18 protein-coding genes and 1 tRNA gene are annotated in these 18490 nt (G+C 70.3%); 12 read left to right on the top strand and 7 right to left on the bottom strand.

Annotation, left to right across the window (positions count from 1 at the left end; translation table 11 throughout):
• Positions 1-4 precede the first annotated feature (4 nt).
• Both OHA73_RS22225 and OHA73_RS22230 read right to left on the bottom strand, forming a co-directional pair.
• Positions 5-1192 carry an HTTM domain-containing protein gene (locus OHA73_RS22225; protein ID WP_327655936.1) on the bottom strand — a complete coding sequence of 396 codons (1188 nt, stop codon included), beginning with the start codon at positions 1190-1192 and terminating at the stop codon, positions 5-7.
• 23 nt (positions 1193-1215) lie between these two features.
• Positions 1216-2094, bottom strand: coding sequence for a DUF5819 family protein (locus tag OHA73_RS22230; RefSeq protein WP_327655937.1), 879 nt, complete (start codon positions 2092-2094; stop codon positions 1216-1218).
• 290 nt (positions 2095-2384) lie between these two features.
• Here OHA73_RS22230 and paaA point away from each other — a divergent pair, with 290 nt between their 5' ends.
• From paaA to OHA73_RS22260, 6 genes are all read left to right on the top strand, one after another.
• Positions 2385-3407 carry a 1,2-phenylacetyl-CoA epoxidase subunit PaaA gene (paaA, locus tag OHA73_RS22235; RefSeq protein WP_266711898.1) on the top strand — a complete coding sequence of 341 codons (1023 nt, stop codon included), beginning with the start codon at positions 2385-2387 and terminating at the stop codon, positions 3405-3407.
• The gene (paaB, locus tag OHA73_RS22240; RefSeq protein ID WP_267069898.1) at positions 3404-3715 is read left to right on the top strand and encodes a 1,2-phenylacetyl-CoA epoxidase subunit PaaB; all 312 of its coding nucleotides are present in this window, start codon (positions 3404-3406) and stop codon (positions 3713-3715) included. Before paaA ends, paaB begins: the two co-directional genes overlap by 4 nt.
• Entirely contained in the window at positions 3712-4479 is a 768-nt protein-coding gene (gene paaC / locus OHA73_RS22245; RefSeq protein ID WP_443063112.1) for a 1,2-phenylacetyl-CoA epoxidase subunit PaaC, read from the top strand. The genes paaB and paaC overlap by 4 nt, the downstream gene beginning before the upstream one ends.
• Positions 4473-5078: a 1,2-phenylacetyl-CoA epoxidase subunit PaaD gene (paaD, locus tag OHA73_RS22250; protein ID WP_327655938.1), complete on the top strand. Its 606-nt coding sequence runs from the start codon at positions 4473-4475 to the stop codon at positions 5076-5078. The genes paaC and paaD overlap by 7 nt, the downstream gene beginning before the upstream one ends.
• Positions 5078-6205, top strand: coding sequence for a 1,2-phenylacetyl-CoA epoxidase subunit PaaE (gene paaE / locus OHA73_RS22255; RefSeq protein ID WP_327655939.1), 1128 nt, complete (start codon positions 5078-5080; stop codon positions 6203-6205). Before paaD ends, paaE begins: the two co-directional genes overlap by 1 nt.
• Positions 6206-6329: 124 nt before the next feature.
• Positions 6330-7484 carry an acyl-CoA dehydrogenase family protein gene (locus OHA73_RS22260; RefSeq protein WP_327655940.1) on the top strand — a complete coding sequence of 385 codons (1155 nt, stop codon included), beginning with the start codon at positions 6330-6332 and terminating at the stop codon, positions 7482-7484.
• A gap of 49 nt (positions 7485-7533) precedes the next feature.
• Here the strand turns inward: OHA73_RS22260 and OHA73_RS22265 are convergent, their stop codons facing one another.
• The 4 genes from OHA73_RS22265 to OHA73_RS22280 all read right to left on the bottom strand — a co-directional run bounded on the left by OHA73_RS22265 (position 7534) and on the right by OHA73_RS22280 (position 10957).
• Positions 7534-7863, bottom strand: coding sequence for a rhodanese-like domain-containing protein (locus tag OHA73_RS22265; protein ID WP_266718725.1), 330 nt, complete (start codon positions 7861-7863; stop codon positions 7534-7536).
• 50 nt (positions 7864-7913) lie between these two features.
• Complete coding sequence (locus OHA73_RS22270; protein ID WP_327655941.1) at positions 7914-8804, bottom strand: hypothetical protein; 891 nt, start codon at positions 8802-8804, stop codon at positions 7914-7916.
• Positions 8805-8861: 57 nt separating this feature from the next.
• Positions 8862-10310, bottom strand: a complete 1449-nt coding sequence (locus OHA73_RS22275) for a DUF2252 domain-containing protein (protein ID WP_327655942.1) — start codon at positions 10308-10310, stop codon at positions 8862-8864.
• A gap of 257 nt (positions 10311-10567) precedes the next feature.
• Positions 10568-10957 carry a winged helix-turn-helix transcriptional regulator gene (locus OHA73_RS22280; protein ID WP_266718726.1) on the bottom strand — a complete coding sequence of 130 codons (390 nt, stop codon included), beginning with the start codon at positions 10955-10957 and terminating at the stop codon, positions 10568-10570.
• A gap of 154 nt (positions 10958-11111) precedes the next feature.
• Here OHA73_RS22280 and OHA73_RS22285 point away from each other — a divergent pair, with 154 nt between their 5' ends.
• Positions 11112-11765: an FMN-dependent NADH-azoreductase gene (locus OHA73_RS22285; RefSeq protein ID WP_266711912.1), complete on the top strand. Its 654-nt coding sequence runs from the start codon at positions 11112-11114 to the stop codon at positions 11763-11765.
• 186 nt (positions 11766-11951) lie between these two features.
• Here OHA73_RS22285 and OHA73_RS22290 read toward each other — a convergent pair.
• A tRNA-Leu gene (locus tag OHA73_RS22290) sits at positions 11952-12034 on the bottom strand.
• Between the two features lie 334 nt (positions 12035-12368).
• On the opposite strand from OHA73_RS22290, the gene OHA73_RS22295 reads away from it, so the two are divergent.
• From OHA73_RS22295 to OHA73_RS22315, 5 genes are all read left to right on the top strand, one after another.
• On the top strand, positions 12369-13250 hold the full coding sequence (locus OHA73_RS22295) for an FhaA domain-containing protein (RefSeq protein ID WP_266711914.1): 882 nt from the start codon (positions 12369-12371) through the stop codon (positions 13248-13250).
• Positions 13251-13260: 10 nt separating this feature from the next.
• Positions 13261-13782, top strand: coding sequence for an FHA domain-containing protein FhaB/FipA (locus tag OHA73_RS22300; RefSeq protein WP_266711916.1), 522 nt, complete (start codon positions 13261-13263; stop codon positions 13780-13782).
• A gap of 158 nt (positions 13783-13940) precedes the next feature.
• A complete protein-coding gene (locus OHA73_RS22305) occupies positions 13941-15470 on the top strand; it encodes a Stp1/IreP family PP2C-type Ser/Thr phosphatase (protein ID WP_266711918.1) in 1530 nt (509 codons plus the stop codon).
• A 25-nt stretch (positions 15471-15495) separates the two neighbouring features.
• Positions 15496-16923: an FtsW/RodA/SpoVE family cell cycle protein gene (locus OHA73_RS22310; RefSeq protein WP_266711920.1), complete on the top strand. Its 1428-nt coding sequence runs from the start codon at positions 15496-15498 to the stop codon at positions 16921-16923.
• The gene (locus tag OHA73_RS22315; protein WP_266711922.1) at positions 16920-18380 is read left to right on the top strand and encodes a peptidoglycan D,D-transpeptidase FtsI family protein; all 1461 of its coding nucleotides are present in this window, start codon (positions 16920-16922) and stop codon (positions 18378-18380) included. Before OHA73_RS22310 ends, OHA73_RS22315 begins: the two co-directional genes overlap by 4 nt.
• The last annotated feature ends 110 nt before the right edge of the window (positions 18381-18490 follow it).

Raw genomic sequence — 18490 nt, forward strand, 5'->3', positions numbered from 1 at the left:
AAGCCTACGTGCGCACGGCCGACGGCTCCGCCGCCACCGGTTCGCCTTCGTCCTCCACGGGCCGTCCGGGCTCGGCCACATCCTTCGTAGGGGAGAAAACGCGACTACGCGCGCGTGCCACCCAGCCGCCGACGCGCACCAGGAAGGACGTCGGCAGGAACACCGCGTCCGCGGCGATCATCGCGAGCGAGAAGAAGGGCAGCCCGAGCACGACGGCGATGACCGCGTGCTCCAGCATCATGAACACCAACAGGACGTTCTTGAGGCGCCGGTTGAAGACGGTGAACGGAAAGGCGACCTGGACGGCCACGGTCCCGTACGTCACGAGCAGCACCATCGGGCCGAACTGGGTCAGCAGGTCGCCCAGGGCGGGCCAGGGCGAGAAGTAGTCCAGATGGAGCGGGTAGTAGACCGCGGAGCCGTCCTGCCATCGGCTGCCCTGGATCTTGTACCAGCCCGCCGTCGCGTAGATCAGACATGCCTCGACCATCACCACGAGCAGTCCGGCGTTGTGCAGCAGGTTGGCGACGACGTCGCACAGGAGGCGGGAATCGCCCTGTCGATCGCGGCGGTTCACGGACCACCACACCGCTTGGGCCGCCCACATCCCCCAGAAGAACAGCAGCCAGCCGCCGCCGACCTTCCCCGTGAACGTGATCGCGGCGAGCACGAGCCCCATGACCCACCACAGCACGATGCCGAACCGGTCCTCGGCCCCGCGCCGCAGCCTGCGGGCGTCCAGCGACCAGACCTGCCCGCACCGCGTGAAGACGAGGTAGATCGACATGAGGTGGATGACGTTGTCGCCGCCGTCCCCCATGAAGACGCTGCGGTTCTGCAGGGACAGCACGCCGATCATGAAGACGACCGACATGGTGCGGGTGCGCCAGCCCAGCATCAGCAGCGCGGACGACACCACCGCCACTATGTAGACCAGCTCGAACCAGCCCTGCCCGTCGGACCACATGAGCGCGCTGAACGCGTGGTTGTCCTCGGTGAGCTGCTGCGCCATGCCCCAGCTCCACGGCCCGTCGGGGCCGTACATCTCCTGACGGTGCGGGAACTCGCGCAGCAGGAAGAGCAGCCAGGTCGCGGAGAACCCGATGCGGATCACGGCGCTCTGATAGGGGGCGAGCGCGGACGCGGTGACCCACTGGAGGCCGTCGCCCAGCCTCTGCTGCATGCGGTCCATGAGTCCCATGGAAGGTGCGCCGTTCATCGGTCACCGCCCGCCGAGTCCACCGACGACTGCACCCGCACGCGCGTGCCGCTGTCGAGCGGTGCGTCGCTGGAGGTGACCGTCCACCACGGCACCTGCCGGTACACCGGCTTCTGGTTCACCTTCTCGTCACTCCACTTCGGGGGCTCGACCATGGTCGTCTTCGAGCGGATCTGGACGCGCTCGACGGTCTCGCCCTTGCCCGCGGCCCCGAGCCGGTCGAGGCGCAGCACGAGGATGCGGCGCAGATACTGCTCGGAGAGGGTGCCGCGCAGACCGTTCGGCCGGTTCTGCGCGTCGTGGGTGCCCGTGTAGACGTCCCAGGCGCGGCGCAGCTCGTTCTGCTGGGTGTGGCTGGGCAGCAGGTTCCCGTCGATGGCGGCGCCGTCCTGCGCGGACATTCCGTACCAGTGGGTCGCACGCAGTTCGCCGTCGGGCGTGCGGACCTCGGCGCGGGCCTCCACCGCGATGTTCTGCTGCAGCGGGTTGGGCGCGAACAGCTTCCAGTTCTGCTCGAACTCCGGGTAGACCCACGCGCCGACCAGCTCACCGTGCTTCTTGGTGATCGTGTTCGACGGCGCGACGTGCAGGAACACCATCAGGATGTGCACGCAGGTGACGAGCGCGATGCCGATGAGCGCGAGGACGGCGGTCAGCTGATGACCGGGGGAGAGCGCCGCGAGCCCACGTCGCTCGGGTGTCCCGGACGGTCCCCCGCCCGATTCCGTACCCGACGGACCCGATGACCCTGATGGCCCGGACGACCCCGAGTGCCCCGATGGCCCCGATGGCTCGGGCAGGCGGGGTCGCGGCGGAGCCGACGGCTCCGTCGTGAGCCGCGCGCCCTCGTCCGCGGCGCCTGCTTCTGTCTCCATCGGTGCTCCCCGATCCCGATCCGGTGCTGCCGGTTCCCGGTCCATCCGCCGATCGGCGGCCCCGCGACGAACCGGTTCCGAGCCGTCGCCCCACGGGACGACGCACCGGAACCGTACTGGGGAGCGCCCGCACGGCACAGACGTCCGAGGTTATCCACAGGCCGACTGCACAGGGTTGACACCTTACGGCGCCTAGACCCACCATTGAATCCGACGAACCGAACGATCGGTCGGGAGCCGGTGAGGCCCCCGACCCGAGGTCGGGCACCCAAGGTCGAGGGGGACCGGGCATGGCGACAGCAACCCCGCAGCACCGCGCGGCCGGAGCGCGGCCGGACACCACCGGCGGCACCGCCGAGCCGGGCGACGCCGCGTTCCAGGCCGTGTTCGACGCGGCGGTGGCGGCGGAAGAGCGCATCGAGCCCCGCGACTGGATGCCCGACGCCTACCGCGCGACGCTCGTGCGCCAGATCGCCCAGCACGCCCACTCCGAGATCATCGGCATGCAGCCGGAGGCGAACTGGATCACGCGCGCCCCTTCGCTGCGCCGCAAGGCGATCCTGATGGCGAAGGTCCAGGACGAGGCGGGGCACGGCCTCTACCTCTACGGCGCGGCGGAAACCCTCGGCACCGGCCGCGACGAGCTGCTCGACAAGCTGCACAGCGGTCGCCAGAAGTACTCCTCGATCTTCAACTACCCGACGCTGACCTGGGCCGACGTCGGAGCGATCGGCTGGCTCGTGGACGGCGCGGCGATCACCAACCAGGTGCCGCTGTGCCGCTGCTCCTACGGTCCGTACGCGCGGGCGATGGTGCGGATCTGCAAGGAGGAGTCCTTCCACCAGCGCCAGGGGTACGAGCTGCTGCTCGCGCTCAGCCGCGGCACCGAGGCCCAGCACGCGATGGCGCAGGACGCCGTGGACCGCTGGTGGTGGCCGTCCCTGATGATGTTCGGCCCGCCCGACGACGAGTCCGCGCACTCGGCCCAGTCGATGGAGTGGAAGATCAAGCGGCACTCGAACGACGAGCTGCGCCAGCGCTTCGTGGACATCTGCGTCCCGCAGGCCGAGTCCCTCGGACTCACGCTCCCCGACCCGGAGTTGAAGTGGAACGAGGAGCGGGGGCAGCACGACTTCGGACCGATCGACTGGTCGGAGTTCAAGGCGGTCCTCAAGGGCAACGGGCCGTGCAACGAACAGCGCATCACCCAGCGCAGGCGCGCCCACGACGAGGGCGCGTGGGTGCGCGAGGCCGCCGCGGCCCACGCGGCCAAGCACTCCACCACGGCGACGCGAGAAGGCAGGGCGGCATGAGCGACACCCCGAGCAGCGCCTCCGGCACCGCGGACTGGCCCCTGTGGGAGGTCTTCGTACGCTCCCGCCGCGGCCTCTCCCACACACACGCCGGCAGCCTGCACGCCCCGGACGCGGAGCTGGCACTGCGCAATGCGCGCGACCTCTACACCCGCCGCGGCGAGGGCATCTCCCTGTGGGTCGTGCCGTCGGCGGCGATCACCGCCTCGTCGCCGGACGAGAAGGACCCGTTCTTCGAGCCCGCCGCCGACAAGCCCTACCGGCACCCGACGTTCTACGAGATCCCGGAAGGGGTGAAGCACCTGTGACGCAGCCTGAAACGACGCAGCCCGATACGACGCGGCCCCGCACGCACGGCACGCCGGACACCGCGTCCGCCGCCCTGGCCCTCGGCGACGACGCCCTGGTGCTCTCGCACCGCCTGGGGGAGTGGGCGGGACACGCACCGGTCCTCGAAGAGGAGGTGGCCCTCGCGAACATCGCGCTCGACCTGCTCGGCCAGGCCCGCGTCCTGCTGAGCCTGGTGGGCGACGAGGACGAGCTGGCGTACCTGCGCGAGGAGCGCGCCTTTCGCAACGTGCAACTGGTCGAGCAGCCGAACGGGGACTTCGCCCACACCATCGCCCGGCAGCTCTACTTCTCGACCTACCAGCAGCTCCTCTACGCCCAACTGGCCGGGACCGGATCCGAGTTCGCTCCCCTGGCCGCCAAGGCGGTCAAGGAGGTCGTCTACCACCAGGACCACGCCCGGCAGTGGACACTGCGCCTCGGTGACGGCACGGAGGAGAGCCACACGCGGATGCAGCGCGCGGTCGACTCGCTGTGGCGGTACACCGGCGAGATGTTCCAGCCGGTCCCCGGCCTGGACATCAACCCGCAGGGGCTGCAAGCGAGTTGGACCACGATTGTCGCCGACACGCTGCAAGAGGCGACGCTGACCGTGCCCGAGGGCCCGCAGCTCGGCGCATGGAGCGCGGGAGCCGGTCGGCAGGGCGTGCACACCGAGTCCTTCGGCCGGATGCTCGCGGAGATGCAGCATCTGCACCGCAGCCACCCGGGGGCGTCATGGTGACCACGGCGCGCACCCACGAAGACCAGCAGGACCGGCAGTCCCGGCAGGACCAGCAGTCCCGGACTCAGCAGGAGACCCCGCTCGAAGCCGAACTGCGCAGGCTGGCCGGGTCCGTGCCCGATCCCGAGCTGCCCGTCCTGAGCCTGGAGGAGCTGGGCGTGCTGCGTGCCGTGCACACGCGCGGGCCCGGCCGCGTGGAGGTCGAGCTGAGCCCGACGTACACCGGGTGCCCCGCGATCGAGGCGATGTCGGCCGACATCGAGCAGGTGCTGCACGAGCACGGCATCCCCGAGGTCACCGTCCGCCCGGTGCTCACCCCGGCCTGGTCGACGGACGACATCACGCCCGAAGGCCGCCGCAAGCTGCGGGAATTCGGCATAGCGCCGCCGCGCACCACCCACGCGTCGGCGGGCCCGGTCACGCTCTCCCTCGGCCCGACCCGGCACACCGCCGCCCCGGCCACCGCGGAGCCCATCGCCTGCCCGCACTGCGGATCGACGGAGACCGAGCTGCTGAGCCGGTTCTCCTCCACCGCCTGCAAGGCGCTGCGCCGCTGCCTGTCCTGCCGCGAGCCCTTCGACCACTTCAAGGAGTTGTGATGGCGCACGAAGGGGGACGGGCCCGCTTCCACCGGCTCCGCGTCGCGGCGGTCGACCGGCTCACCGACGACTCCGTGGCACTGACCCTCGCCGTACCGCCCGAGCTGCGCGAGGCGTACCGCTTCACTCCGGGACAGCACCTCGCCCTGCGCCGCACCGTGGACGGAGCGGAGATCCGGCGCACGTACTCGATCTGCTCGACCGCCCCGGCGCACGAGGCACCGAGCAGCCTCAGGGTCGGCGTGCGCCTGGTCGACGACGGCGCCTTCTCCACGTACGCGCACAAGGAGATCGCCGTCGGCGACGAGCTGGAGGTGATGACCCCGGCCGGCCGCTTCACCCTCGACCCGAACCCCGCCGCCGACACCGCCGCCTCCGGCTCCGCACCCGCCCCCACCTCCGGCCACTACGCCGCGGTGGTCGGCGGCAGCGGCATCACGCCCGTCCTGTCCATCGCCGGCACCCTCCTGGAGCAGGCGCCGGACGCCCGGTTCTGCCTGATACGCAGCGACCGCAGCACCGCGTCGACGATGTTCCTGGAGGAGGTCGCCGACCTGAAGGACCGGTACCCGGACCGGTTCCAGCTGGTCACCGTGCTCTCCCGGGAGGAACAGCAGGCGGGCCTGGCATCCGGCCGGCTCGACGAGGAGCGGCTCACCGCGCTCCTGCCCGCGCTGCTGCCGATGGAGCGCGTGGCGGGCTGGTACCTGTGCGGACCGTACGGGCTCGTGCAGAGCGCCGAGCGGGCGCTGCGCGCACTCGGCGTGCGGCGCGAGCGCGTCCACGAGGAGATCTTCCACGTCGACGACGGCGGCCAGGACCGGGACCGGGTGGCCGCGCCGACGCCCGCGCACAGCACGGTGACGGCGCAGCTCGACGGCCGCTCGGGCAGCTGGCCCGTCCAGGACGGCGAGTCCCTCCTGGAGGCCGTGCTGCGCAATCGTCCGGACGCGCCGTACGCCTGCAAGGGCGGCGTCTGCGGGACCTGCCGCGCGTTCCTGGTCTCCGGATCGATCCGCATGGACCGGAACTTCGCTCTGGAGGCCGAGGAGACCGAGGCGGGCTATGTGCTGGCCTGCCAGTCGCATCCGACCACGGAGAAGGTGGAGTTGGACTTCGACCGCTGACCCCGGCGAACGCGTGGGGCCCACTGTTCCCTTCTCGTAGAACCTGTTCTATCTTGACGACCCGTCAGATCGCGGGCGCGGTACGGCAGGCACGGCAGGAATGGCGTAACGGGAGGAAAGGCCAGTGGACTTCACCTTCTCCGAGGAGCAACAGGCGGCCGTAGAGGCGGCGCAAGCGGTGTTCGGACCGGTCGCGCCGGACGGTGTGCCCAGCCCCTCACTCACCTCGGGCGCGGTCGCCGAGGACTTCGACCGGGCGCTGTGGGCGAAGGCCGCCGACGCCGATCTGCTCAGCCTGCTGATCGGGCCGGAACACGGCGGAGCGGGACTCGACGCCATCGCGCTCTGCCTGGTGCTGCGCGAATCGGCCAAGGTCCTCGCCCGGATCCCGCTGCTCGAACACAGCGCGGCCGCGACGGTCGTACAGGCATGCGGTGGGGACCAGCTGCGGCAGGAGATCCTCCCCCGCGCCGCACGCGGCGAGCTCGTGCTGACCGTCGCCTCCGCGGGCCACACCGGACACGACCCGGCCGAACTGGCGGTCACCGCGCGCAAGGAGGCCGGCGCGGGACCGGACACCTGGGTGCTCGACGGCGTACAGACGGCCGTGCCCTGGGCCTTCGGCGCCGACCTGATCCTCGTCCCGGCACACACCGGCGAGGGCGAAGCGGTGCTCGCGGTACTCCCCGGGCCGTCCACCGACGTACCGGGGCTCACGTTCGCCGAGCAGATATCGACGACCGGCGAGCGCCAGGCCGAGCTGCGCCTGGACGGCGTGCGCGTCGAGGGGCCGCACCTCATCGAGGACGACACGGCCTGGTCCCGCCTGCACGACCTGCTCGCCACCGGCACCTGCGCGCTCGCGCTCGGTCTCGGGGAGGGCGTGCTCAAGATGACCAGCGACTACGCGGGCAAGCGCGAGCAGTTCGGCCACCCCATCGCCACGTTCCAGGCCGTGGCCGTGCAGGCCGCCGACCGCTATATCGACCTGCGCGCCATGGAGGCCACCCTGTGGCAGGCGGCCTGGCGCATCAGCAGCAACGCGAGCGGCCCACTGCCGGTCGCGGGGGACGTGGCGGTCGCCAAGACCTGGGCGTCCGACGGCGTACGACGCGTCGTGCAGACCGCACAGCATCTGCACGGCGGCTTCGGCGCGGACACGGACTACCCGCTGCACCGCTATCACGCGTGGGCCAAGCACCTGGAGCTCTCGCTCGGCCCGGCCGCCGCCCACGAGGAGGCACTCGGCGACCTGCTGGCGGCGCATCCCCTGGGGTGATCAACCCCAAAAAGCAGATGTCAGGCCCCGAAAGCCGAAAAAACAGCTCTCAGGCCACCGCGCCCGGCTGCCCGTTGTCGTCCACGACGGCGCGGCCGGCCGCCTCCCAAGCCTGCATGCCCCCGTCGACGTTCACCGCGTCGACGCCCTGCTGCGCCAGGTACATCGTCACCTGGGCGGAGCGTCCGCCGGAGCGGCAGATCACGTTGACGCGGCCGTCCTGCGGCGCCGCCTCCGTCAACTCGCCGTAGCGGGCGACGAATTCGCTCATCGGAATGTGCAGCGCACCCGCCGCGTGACCTGCCTGCCACTCGTCGTCCTCACGGACGTCGAGGAGGAAGTCCTCTTCCTTGAGCTCGTCGACAGCGACCGTGGGCACACCAGAACCGAAAACCATGCCCCCGACGCTACCCTCTCGGGCCCCGGAGCTCAGGAGGCGGTCAGCCGCTCCAGCTCCGCCTCCTGCTCGGCGACCTGCGCCAGCAGCTTCTCGGCGATCTCGTCGAGCAGGGTGTCCGGGTCGTCGGGAGCCATCTTCAGCATGGAGCCGATCGCGCTCTCCTCCAGCTCCTGCGCCACCGCCGTGAGCAGTTCCTTGCGCTGCGACAGCCACTCGAGGCGGGCGTACAGCTCCTCGCTCTCGCTCGGCTGCTGCTCGGGCGGCACCGGGCCCGCGTCCCACTCCTCGGCCAGCTCGCGCAGCAACGCCGCGTCACCCCGGCCGTACGCCGCGTTCACCCGTGCGATGAACTCGTCGCGGCGCTCCCGCTCGCGCTCGTCCTGCGCCAGGTCCGGGTGCGCCTTGCGGGCCAGCGCGCGGTAGAGCTTGCGCGCCTCCTCGCTGGGCCGCACCCGCTGCGGCGGCCGCACCGGCTGATCGGTCAGCATCGCGCTGGCCTCGGGGAACAGCCCGTCCCCGTCCATCCACCCGTGGAACAGCTCCTCGACGCCCGGCATCGGCATCACCCGCGCCCGCGCCTCGTCGGCCTTGCGGTGGTCCTCCGGATCACCGGTGCGGGCCGCCGTCGCCTCCGCGATCAGCGCCTCCAGCTCGTCGAGCCGGCTGTACATCGGCCCGAGCTTCTGGTGGTGCAGGCGCGAGAAGTTCTCCACCTCGACGCGGAAGGTCTCCACGGCGATCTCGAACTCGATCAACGCCTGCTCGGCGGCGCGCACGGCCCGCTCGAGGCGCGCCTCGGGCCGCTCCGCGCTCCGCTCTTGGGCCCGCTCGTTGAGGCGTTCCTTCAGGCGGTCCTTGAGGCGCTCCCGAGGTTGCTCCTCCGGCTGCCCTGCCACATCGTCGGTCTCCGGGGTCGTCACACGGCCAGCGTAGGGCACGGTGTTGACCGGACCGGAACGGCTGCGGCGCCCCGCTCCTCAGACGCCCGCCTCGGCCGCCACCCGCCCCTCGCGCACGGCCCGCACCAGTTCCCCGTGGTCGGCCTCGGTCCGGTCCGCGTAGGCGACGGCGAACGCGGCCACCGCCTCGTCCAGCTCCTCGTTCTTGCCGCAGTACCCGGCGACGAGCCGCGGGTCGGCGCTGTGCGCGTGGGCGCGGGCGAGCAGGGCGCCGGTCATCCGGGCGTAGTCGTCTATCTGGTCGGCGGCGAGGGCGGCCGGGTCGACGCTGCCCTTGCGGTTCCTGAACTGCCGCACCTGGAAAGGCCGCTCGTCGACCGTGGTCCACCCGAGCAGGATGTCGCTGACGACCTGCATCCGCTTCTGCCCGAGCACCACCCGCCGCCCCTCGTGCTCGACGGGCTCCGCCGCGAACCCGGCCGTCGGCAGGTGCGGAAGCAGCGCCGATGCCCGCGCCTCCTTCACCTGCAGCACGAGCGGCTCGCCCCGGTGGTCGAGGAGCAGCACCACGTAGGAGCGGGTGCCGACGCTGCCGGTGCCGACGACGCGGAACGCCACGTCATGGATCGCGTACCGCCCGAGCAGCGGCAGCCGGTCCGCGGACAGGGTGTCCGGATAGGGGCCCAGCGCGCTCGCGACAGCCGCGGCCTCCTCGTCGGGCACCGAGCGCAGCACCGGCGGCGCGTCCACGAACCGCCGTCCACCGCCCTTGACGGCGACCGTGGACTTGGCCGCGAACCGTCCGCTGGTGTTCCTGCTGGCCTTCTCGGAGACCCGCTCCAGGGTGCCGAGCAGATCCCGGGCGTTCGCGTGGGAGACGAGCTCCTCGTCGGCGATCGCGTTCCACGCCTCCAGGGCGGGGAGTTTCGCGAGGAGGCGCATAGTGCGCCGGTAGGCACCGACGGTGTCGTGCGCCGCTTCCTTGCAGGTGTCCTCGTCGGCCCCCGCCTCCCGGCCGGCGAGCACGAGCGAGGTGGCGAGCCGCTTCAGGTCCCACTCCCAGGGGCCGTGCACCGTCTCGTCGAAGTCGTTCAGGTCGATGACGAGGCCGCCGCGCGCGTCCGCGTACAGGCCGAAGTTGGCCGCGTGCGCGTCACCGCAGATCTGGGCGCCGATGCCGGTCACCGGGGTGCGCGCGAGGTCGTACGCCATCAGGCCCGCGGAGCCGCGCAGGAACGCGAAGGGGGTGGCGGCCATGCGCCCGACGCGTATCGGCGTGAGCTCGGGGATCCTGCCGCGGTTGGACTCCTCGACGGCGGCCGACCCGTCGGGCCTGTCCGGGTCCGCCGCGAAGTCCCGGTGCGCGGTCCGCGGCACCTTCTCGCGCAGCGCCTTGCCCGCAGCCTTCGGCGTGCTGCCCGAGCCTCCCGCAGCCTCAGCGAACCCCGGCACCCGCGGCAGCAACCGCGCCCCGGCCTCCGGCGCCCCGCCCTGCCTCGGCACCGCCACGTGATCCGATCCGCCCATGACCGACCGCCTCCCCCGCTCCCGTACGAACGTCACGCACGAGGCCGTCCCCGCACGTCGCGTGCAATCGGTCACGACCGTACCGCCGGGCCGGAAAACCCGTCAGGGCCTGTGGAAAACCCTCAGCACGTGCACAACTCGCTCACTCCGCGAGCCCGTTGCTCCGGAACCTCTCCGGCCCCGTCACTCCGGGAAGCCTCCAGCGCCGTCCCCCAGGGCACCTCCACTCCCGTCACCCCGCGACGCCTCCGGCCCCGCTACTTCCGGAACTCCTCCGGACACGTCCCGCCCTCGGCCCCCAGATACTTCTCGGCCCAGTCCCCCAGCTCCCCCAGCGCCGGCTGCAACGCCGCGCCCGCCGCCGAGAGCCGGTACGAGACGCGCAGCGGCGGCCCCTCGTCGACCTGCCGCACGACGAGGCCGGCCGCGCCGAGCTCGGTCAGCCGGTCGGAGAGCATCCGCTCACTGATGCCCGGGATGGCCCTGCGCAGATCCGCGAAGTGTCTCGGGCCGCTCATCAGGACGGACACGATCAGCCCCGTCCAGCGCTTGCCCAGCAGTCCGAAGACGCGCGTCATGCCGATGTCGACCGTCGAACACCTTTGGGGTTCGTGGGTCACGGCGCCTCCCGCACACGCCTCGCTCATGTCTTCCCCGTTGCCCACCATGCCTCCAGGGTACTGCGTTCTCGTATGGGGGTGAAAAAAAGTAAGCCCCTGTGCTATTACTAGTTACATACTCAATTACCGCGCCCTCGGTCCCATCCTGACAGGGCGCCCTCAACCCTCACGGGAGAGAACCATGGCCACCCTGCTCCACATCGACTCCTCCGTCTTCGACGGCCAGGCCTCCGCGTCCCGTGCCGTCACGGACGCCTTCCGCAAGGCCTGGGAGGAGCAGCACCCGGAGGGCACCGTCGTCTACCGCGACCTGGCCGCGAACCCGGTGCCCCACATCACCGCCGACGCCCACGTGGCCGGCTTCGTCCCCGCCGACGCGCACACGCCGGAGCAGGCCGCCGCCTTCGCCGAGCGCGTCAAGCTCATCGAGGAGCTGGAGCAGGCGGACGCCATCCTGATCGGCGCCCCGATGTACAACTTCTCGATCCCCTCCACGCTGAAGGCGTGGCTGGACAACGTGATCCTCATGGGCCGCACCTCGGGCCCCGAGACCCAGTCCGCCAAGGGCACCCCGGTCACCGTCGTCGCCAGCCGCGGCGGCTCCTACGCGCCGGGCACCCCGCGCGAGGGCTTCGAGTACGTGCAGAACTTCCTGGGTGCCGCCCTGCGCGACGGCCTCGGTCTCGACCTGGACTTCATCGTCCCGGAGCTGACCATGGCCCCGCAGAACCCGGCGATGTCCGAGCTGATCCCGCTCTTCGAGGCCTCCCGCACCAAGGCTCTCGCGGACGCCGAGGAGAAGGGCAAGGCGCTCGCCTCCCGCTTCGCCGCCTGAGGACGCGTACCTACCTGAGCAAGCGCACGCACCTGAGCACGCGCGCGTCACGCGCGCGTAGCGACGTGACATAACCCACAGGGCCCCACGACCAGTCGGTCATGGGGCCCTGTGGGTATGCGCACCCGCCAACTGCGGGCAACGCAAAAGCCCCGCAGATCCGAAGATCTGCGGGGCTTTTCACTGTGCGCGAGGGGGGATTTGAACCCCCACGTCCCGAAGGACACTGGCACCTGAAGCCAGCGCGTCTGCCGTTCCGCCACTCGCGCAATCGAGTGTGTCTTCCGAACCCTGTGCCCTTGCGGGCCCTGTGCCTTCCGACGAACAAAACATTAGCACGCTGCGAAGGGTGGATTCACATCCGTTCCTGGGGGCTCTCGGCGGGCACCCGGGGCCTGGATCGCCCACGGTCCACAGCCGCGTACGGGACACTGTGTGGAGGCCACCTCTACGATCCCCAGACAAGGGGCCCGCGTGAGGGGCTGTGAGCGTCGACACTCATCGAGCAGGCGGACAGGGGGAACCAGCCGATTTCCCGACGCGTGGATACGATCAGTAAGCAGTACCAAGTAGGCAGGACGGCAAAGAAGGAGGAGGTGCCCCATGGGAGTCCTGAAGAAGTTTGAACAGCGCCTGGAGGGGCTGGTCAACGGCACCTTCGCCAAGGTCTTCAAGTCCGAGGTGCAGCCCGTCGAGATCGCCGGAGCGCTGCAGCGCGAGTGCGACAACAACGCCACGATCTGGAATCGCGACCGGACCGTCGTCCCCAATGACTTCATCGTGGAGCTCAGCGCGCCCGACTACGAGCGGCTGAGCCCCTACTCGGGCCAGCTCGGTGACGAGCTGTCCGGCATGGTGCGCGACTACGCGAAGCAGCAGCGCTACAGCTTCATGGGCCCCATCAAGGTGCACCTGGAGAAGGCGGACGACCTGGACACGGGTCTGTACCGCGTACGCAGCCGCACCCTCGCGTCCTCCACCAGCCAGGACCGGCCCCAGCAACAGCAGCGCCCCGCCCCGGCCGCCCGGCCGAACCAGGCGAGCCAGGCGCCCGGTGGCTACGGATACCCGGGGCCCACCGCGGCCCCGCCGATGCCCGCGGCCCCGCCGCCGGGCCGTCCGGCGCAGGCACCGCAGCATGCACCGCAGTCGGCGCCCGCGGCACAGGGACAGCAGCCCGATGCGGGCCCGCTGCCCGGTGCCCGCGTGCGCCACTGGATCGAGATCAATGGCACACGCCACCAGATCTCTCGCGCCACCCTCGTGCTCGGCCGGTCCACCGAGGCCGACGTGCGGATCGACGACCCCGGCGTATCGCGCCGGCACTGCGAGATCCGGACCGGAACGCCCTCGACGATCCAGGATCTCGGATCCACCAACGGCATCGTGGTGGACGGGCAGCACACCACCCGCGCTACGCTCCGCGACGGCTCGCGGATCGTCGTGGGCCAAACCACCATCGTTTACCGGCAAGCCGAAGGGTGAAGCGGGGGCAATGTCAGAGCTGACCCTGACGGTCATGCGGCTGGGTTTCCTGGCCGTTCTGTGGCTGTTCGTGATCGTGGCCGTCCAGGTCATCCGCAGCGACCTGTTCGGTACGCGCGTCACCGCACGCGGCTCGCGCCGTGAAAGCGGGCGCACGCAACAGGCCGCACGACAGGCCGCTGCGCCTCCGCAGCAGCGGCAGCAGCAGCAAGGGGGCGGTGGCCGCCAGCGGCGCGGTGCCCCCACCAAGCTGGTCGTCTCCGAAGGCACGCTCACCGGAACCACGGTGGCGCTGCAGGGGCAGACGATCACGCTCGGCCGTGCGCACGACAGCACGATCGTGCTCGACGACGACTACGCGTCGAGTCGGCATGCCAGGATCTACCCGGACCGGGACGGTCAGTGGATCGTCGAGGATCTCGGGTCCACCAACGGCACATATCTCGACCGGACCCGCCTCACGACGCCCCAGCCGATTCCGCTGGGTGCGCCGATCCGCATCGGCAAGACCGTCATCGAGCTGCGGAAGTAGTGCTACGTCATGAATGAGCGCGAGCGGAGCGAGCGGGCCGACGCGGACGTCCGGGCCCTTGCTGCCCCGGACACCGGCGCGCTCCCGACCGGAGGGTGGGCAGTGTGGTTCGACACGACCGGCTGTACCCGGAGTCTGAGCCAGCTGGGCAGGTGCGCATGAGTCTGTCACTGCGCTTCGCCGCCGGATCACACAAAGGCATGATCCGCGAGGGCAACGAGGACTCCGGCTACGCCGGCCCCCGGCTGCTCGCGATCGCCGACGGAATGGGCGGCCAGGCCGCCGGTGAGGTCGCCTCGTCCGAGGTGATCTCCACCATCGTCGCGCTCGACGACGACGTGCCCGGTTCGGACATCCTGACCTCGCTCGGCACCGCCGTGCAGCGGGCCAACGACCAGCTCCGGATGATGGTCGAGGAGGACCCCCAGCTCGAGGGCATGGGGACCACCCTGACCGCACTGCTGTGGACGGGCCAGCGACTCGGCCTCGTACACGTGGGCGACTCGCGCGCGTATCTGCTGCGCGACGGCGTGCTGACGCAGATCACCCAGGACCACACGTGGGTGCAGCGCCTCGTCGACGAGGGCCGCATCACGGAAGAGGAAGCCACCACGCACCCGCAGCGCTCGCTGCTCATGCGCGCGCTGGGCAGCGGCGACCACGTCGAGCCCGACCTCTCCATCCGTGAGGTCCGGGCCGGCGACCGGTACCTGATCTGCTCCGACGGCCTGTCCGGCGTCGTCTCCCACCAGACGATGGAGGAGACGCTCGCCAGCTACCAGGGCCCGCAGGAGACGGTCCAGGACCTGATCCAGCTGGCGCTGCGCGGCGGCGGACCCGACAACATCACCGTGATCGTCGCGGACGTCCTGGACATCGACAGCGGGGACACCCTCGCCGGTCATCTCTCGGACGCACCCGTCATCGTCGGCGCGGTCGCCGAGAACCAGCAGGCGCTGCACGAAGGCAGCGCGATGGAGACGCCCGCGGGCCGCGCCGCCGGACTCGGCCGCCAGGCCCCCGGTGGATCCGCCGGCGGGGGCGGCGAGTTCGGCCCGCCCGACAGCGGCGCCGTGGAGGGCTTCTCCTACTCGGACGAGGACTTCGTGAAGCCGCGGCCCCGCCTGAGGTGGCTCAAGAGATCCCTCTACACGGTGCTCGCGCTTGCCGTCATCGGCGGCGGACTCTACGGCGGCTATCGCTGGACGCAGACGCAGTACTACGTCGGCACCAACGAGGCGCACGTGGCGCTGTACCGCGGCATCAGTCAGGACCTCGCCTGGGTGAGCCTGTCCGACGTCGAGAAGGACCACCCGGAGATCGAGCTCAAGTACCTGCCGCCGTACCAGCGCAAGCAGGTCGACGCGACCATCGCCGAAGGCGACCTGGCGGCCGCCCAGGACAAGATCCAGGAACTCTCCGCGCAGGCCACCGCATGCGAGAAGCAGGCCGCACGGGACAAGGCCGAGAACGAGAAGAACGCGAAGACCGGCGAGGGCGAAGCCGGCGGAACCTCCACGGGGGGCACGACGTCAAAGGCGTCGTACCGCGTCGCGGAAACCGCCACACCCACGCCGAACCCGTCGGAGTCCTCGTCCGGCAAGTCCAAGACCTCTCCCAAGCCCACCCCTGGCCCCACTCTCTCCGACGAAGAGCAGCAGCTGGCCAAGGCGTGCGCGCAGCAGTAGAAGCCGTTGGGGGCCCCAGCACGCCATGAGTAGTAACTCCACGACCCATACGTCGACCATTGGAGCGATCGGAGCACCCAGCCGGCGCAACACCGAGCTCGCGCTCCTGGTGTTCGCCGTGATCATCCCGGTGTTCGCGTACGCCAATGTCGGCCTCGCCCTCGACGGCGAGGTCCCCACGGGCCTGCTCGGCTACGGTCTCGGCCTCGGCCTGCTCGCGGGCGTCGCCCACATCGTCGTACGGAAGTTCGCGGCGTACGCGGACCCCCTGATGCTGCCGCTGGCCACGCTGCTCAACGGGCTCGGCCTGGTGGTCATCTGGCGACTCGACCAGTCGAAGCTGCTGCAGTCGATCGACCAGGCGGGCAGCGCCGCGCCGAAGCAGCTGATGTACACGGCCATGGGCATCGCGCTGTTCATCGTGGTCCTGATCTTCCTCAAGGACCACCGCGCCCTGCAGCGCTACACCTACATCTCCATGCTCGGCGCCGTCGTCCTGCTGCTGCTCCCGCTGGTTCCGGGCCTCGGCCAGAACATCTACGGCGCCAAGATCTGGATCCACGTCGGCGGTTTCTCCATCCAGCCCGGTGAGTTCGCGAAGATCGTTCTCGCGATCTTCTTCGCCGGCTATCTGATGGTGAAGCGGGACGCCCTGGCGCTGGCCTCGCGCCGCTTCATGGGCCTGTACCTGCCGCGCGGCCGCGACCTCGGCCCGATCCTCGTCGTCTGGGGAATCTCGATCCTCATCCTGGTCTTCGAGACCGACCTCGGTACGTCGCTGCTGTTCTTCGGAATGTTCGTCATCATGCTGTACGTCGCCACGGAGCGGACCAGCTGGATCGTCTTCGGTCTGATGATGTCCGCGGTCGGCGCCGTCGGTGTGGCCACGTTCGAGCCGCACATCCAGCAGCGCGTCGACGCCTGGCTCGACCCGATGAAGGAGTACATGCTCAGCCGGCAGGGCGTGCCGGGCCACTCCGAGCAGGCGATGCAGGCGCTGTGGGCCTTCGGTTCGGGCGGCACCCTCGGCACCGGCTGGGGCCAGGGTCACTCCGAACTGATCCGCTTCGCAGCGAACTCCGACTTCATCCTCGCCACCTTCGGTGAGGAGCTGGGCCTGGCAGGCCTGATGGCGCTGCTGCTGATCTACGCACTGATCGTGGAGCGCGGCGTGCGCACCGCCCTCGCGGCCCGCGACCCCTTCGGCAAGCTGCTCGCCGTCGGCCTGTCCGGCGCCTTCGCGCTGCAGGTCTTCGTCGTCGCGGGCGGTGTCATGGGGCTCATCCCGCTGACCGGTATGACGATGCCCTTCCTCGCGTACGGCGGTTCCTCCGTCATCGCCAACTGGGCGCTCATCGGCATCCTGATCCGCATCAGCGACACCGCGCGGCGGCCCGCTCCGAGCCCCACGCCAAGTCCCGACGCCGAGATGACCCAGGTGGTCCGACCGTGAACAAGCCCCTGCGCCGTATCGCGATCTTCTGCGGCCTCCTGGTCCTGGGCCTCCTGATCCGGGACAACTGGCTCCAGTACGTGAAGGCCGACTCGCTCGCCTCCGACAAGGAGAACCGTCGCGTCGCCATCGAGCGGTACTCGACGCCGCGCGGCGACATCATCGTCGACGGCAAGTCGGTCACCGGCTCCAAGGCGACCACCGGCACCGACCTCAAGTACAAGCGCACCTGGAAGGACGGGCCCATGTGGTCGCCCGTCACCGGCTACGCCTCGCAGGTCGTCGGCGCCAGCCAGATCGAGAACCTCGAGGACGGCATCCTCAGCGGCAACGACGACCGCCTCTTCTTCCGCAACACCCTCGACATGATCACGGGCAAGCAGAAGGAGGGTGGCAACGTCGTCACCACCCTCAACGCCGACGCGCAGAAGGCCGCCTACGACGGCCTGAAGAACCGCGGCAAGGGTGCCGTCGCCGCCATCGAGCCGTCCACCGGCAAGATCCTCGCGCTCGCGTCCACGCCGTCGTACGACCCCTCGTCCTTCGCGGGGAACTCCACCGACGACAGCCAGACGTTCACGCGGCTCGACAAGGACAAGGACAAGCCGCTCCTGAACCGCGCGCTGCGCGAGACGTACCCGCCCGGTTCGACGTTCAAGCTGGTGACGGCCGCGGCCGCGCTGGAGAGCGGGAACTACGACCCGGACCAGAAGACCGACACCCCGCTGCCGTGGACGATGCCGGGCACCACGACGCCGCTACCGAACGAGGGCAACATCCCTTGTAAGAACGCGACGCTGCGGGTCGCCCTGAAGGTCTCCTGCAACACCGTCTTCGGCAAGATCGGCTCGGACCTCGGCGTCGACGCGATGCGTGAGGAAGCCGACAAGTTCGGCTTCAACAAGGAGCAGTTCATCCCGGTCCGCTCGAACAAGTCGAACTTCGACAAGGACATGAACAAGTCGGAGACCGCGCTCTCCTCGATCGGCCAGTTCAACACCGCCACGACTCCGCTGCAGATGGCCATGGTCGCCTCCGCGGTCGCCAACGACGGCAAGCTCATGGAGCCGTACATGGTGGACGAGTTGAAGGCCCCGAACCTCGACACGATCGAGAAGACGGACCCGAAGGAGATGAGCCGGCCGCTCTCCAAGGTGAACGCGCAGAAGCTCCAGTCGATGATGGAGACGGTCGTCAACGACGGCACCGGCGCCAACGCCAAGATCCCCGGCGTCACCGTCGGCGGCAAGACCGGTACCGCGCAGCACGGTGTCGACAACAGCGAGAAGCCGTACGCCTGGTTCGTCTCCTACGCCAAGACCGACTCCGGTTCGCCGGTCGCGGTGGCCGTCGTCGTCGAGGACAGCGCCGCCAGCCGTCAGGACGTCTCCGGTGGCGGTCTGGCCGCGCCCATCGCGCGGGACGTGATGAAGGCGGTCGTGGACAGCAAGGAATGACGCGACGGAACTCGGCTTCACTGCGCCTTGTGAGCCCGGTCACTCGTTGTTCACATAGATGCACGTGGCGATACCGGTCCTGTCACGGGTCACGGTGGTGGCCAGGTCAC

This window comes from Streptomyces sp. NBC_00483 (genome assembly GCF_036013745.1).
GTDB lineage: Bacteria > Actinomycetota > Actinomycetes > Streptomycetales > Streptomycetaceae > Streptomyces.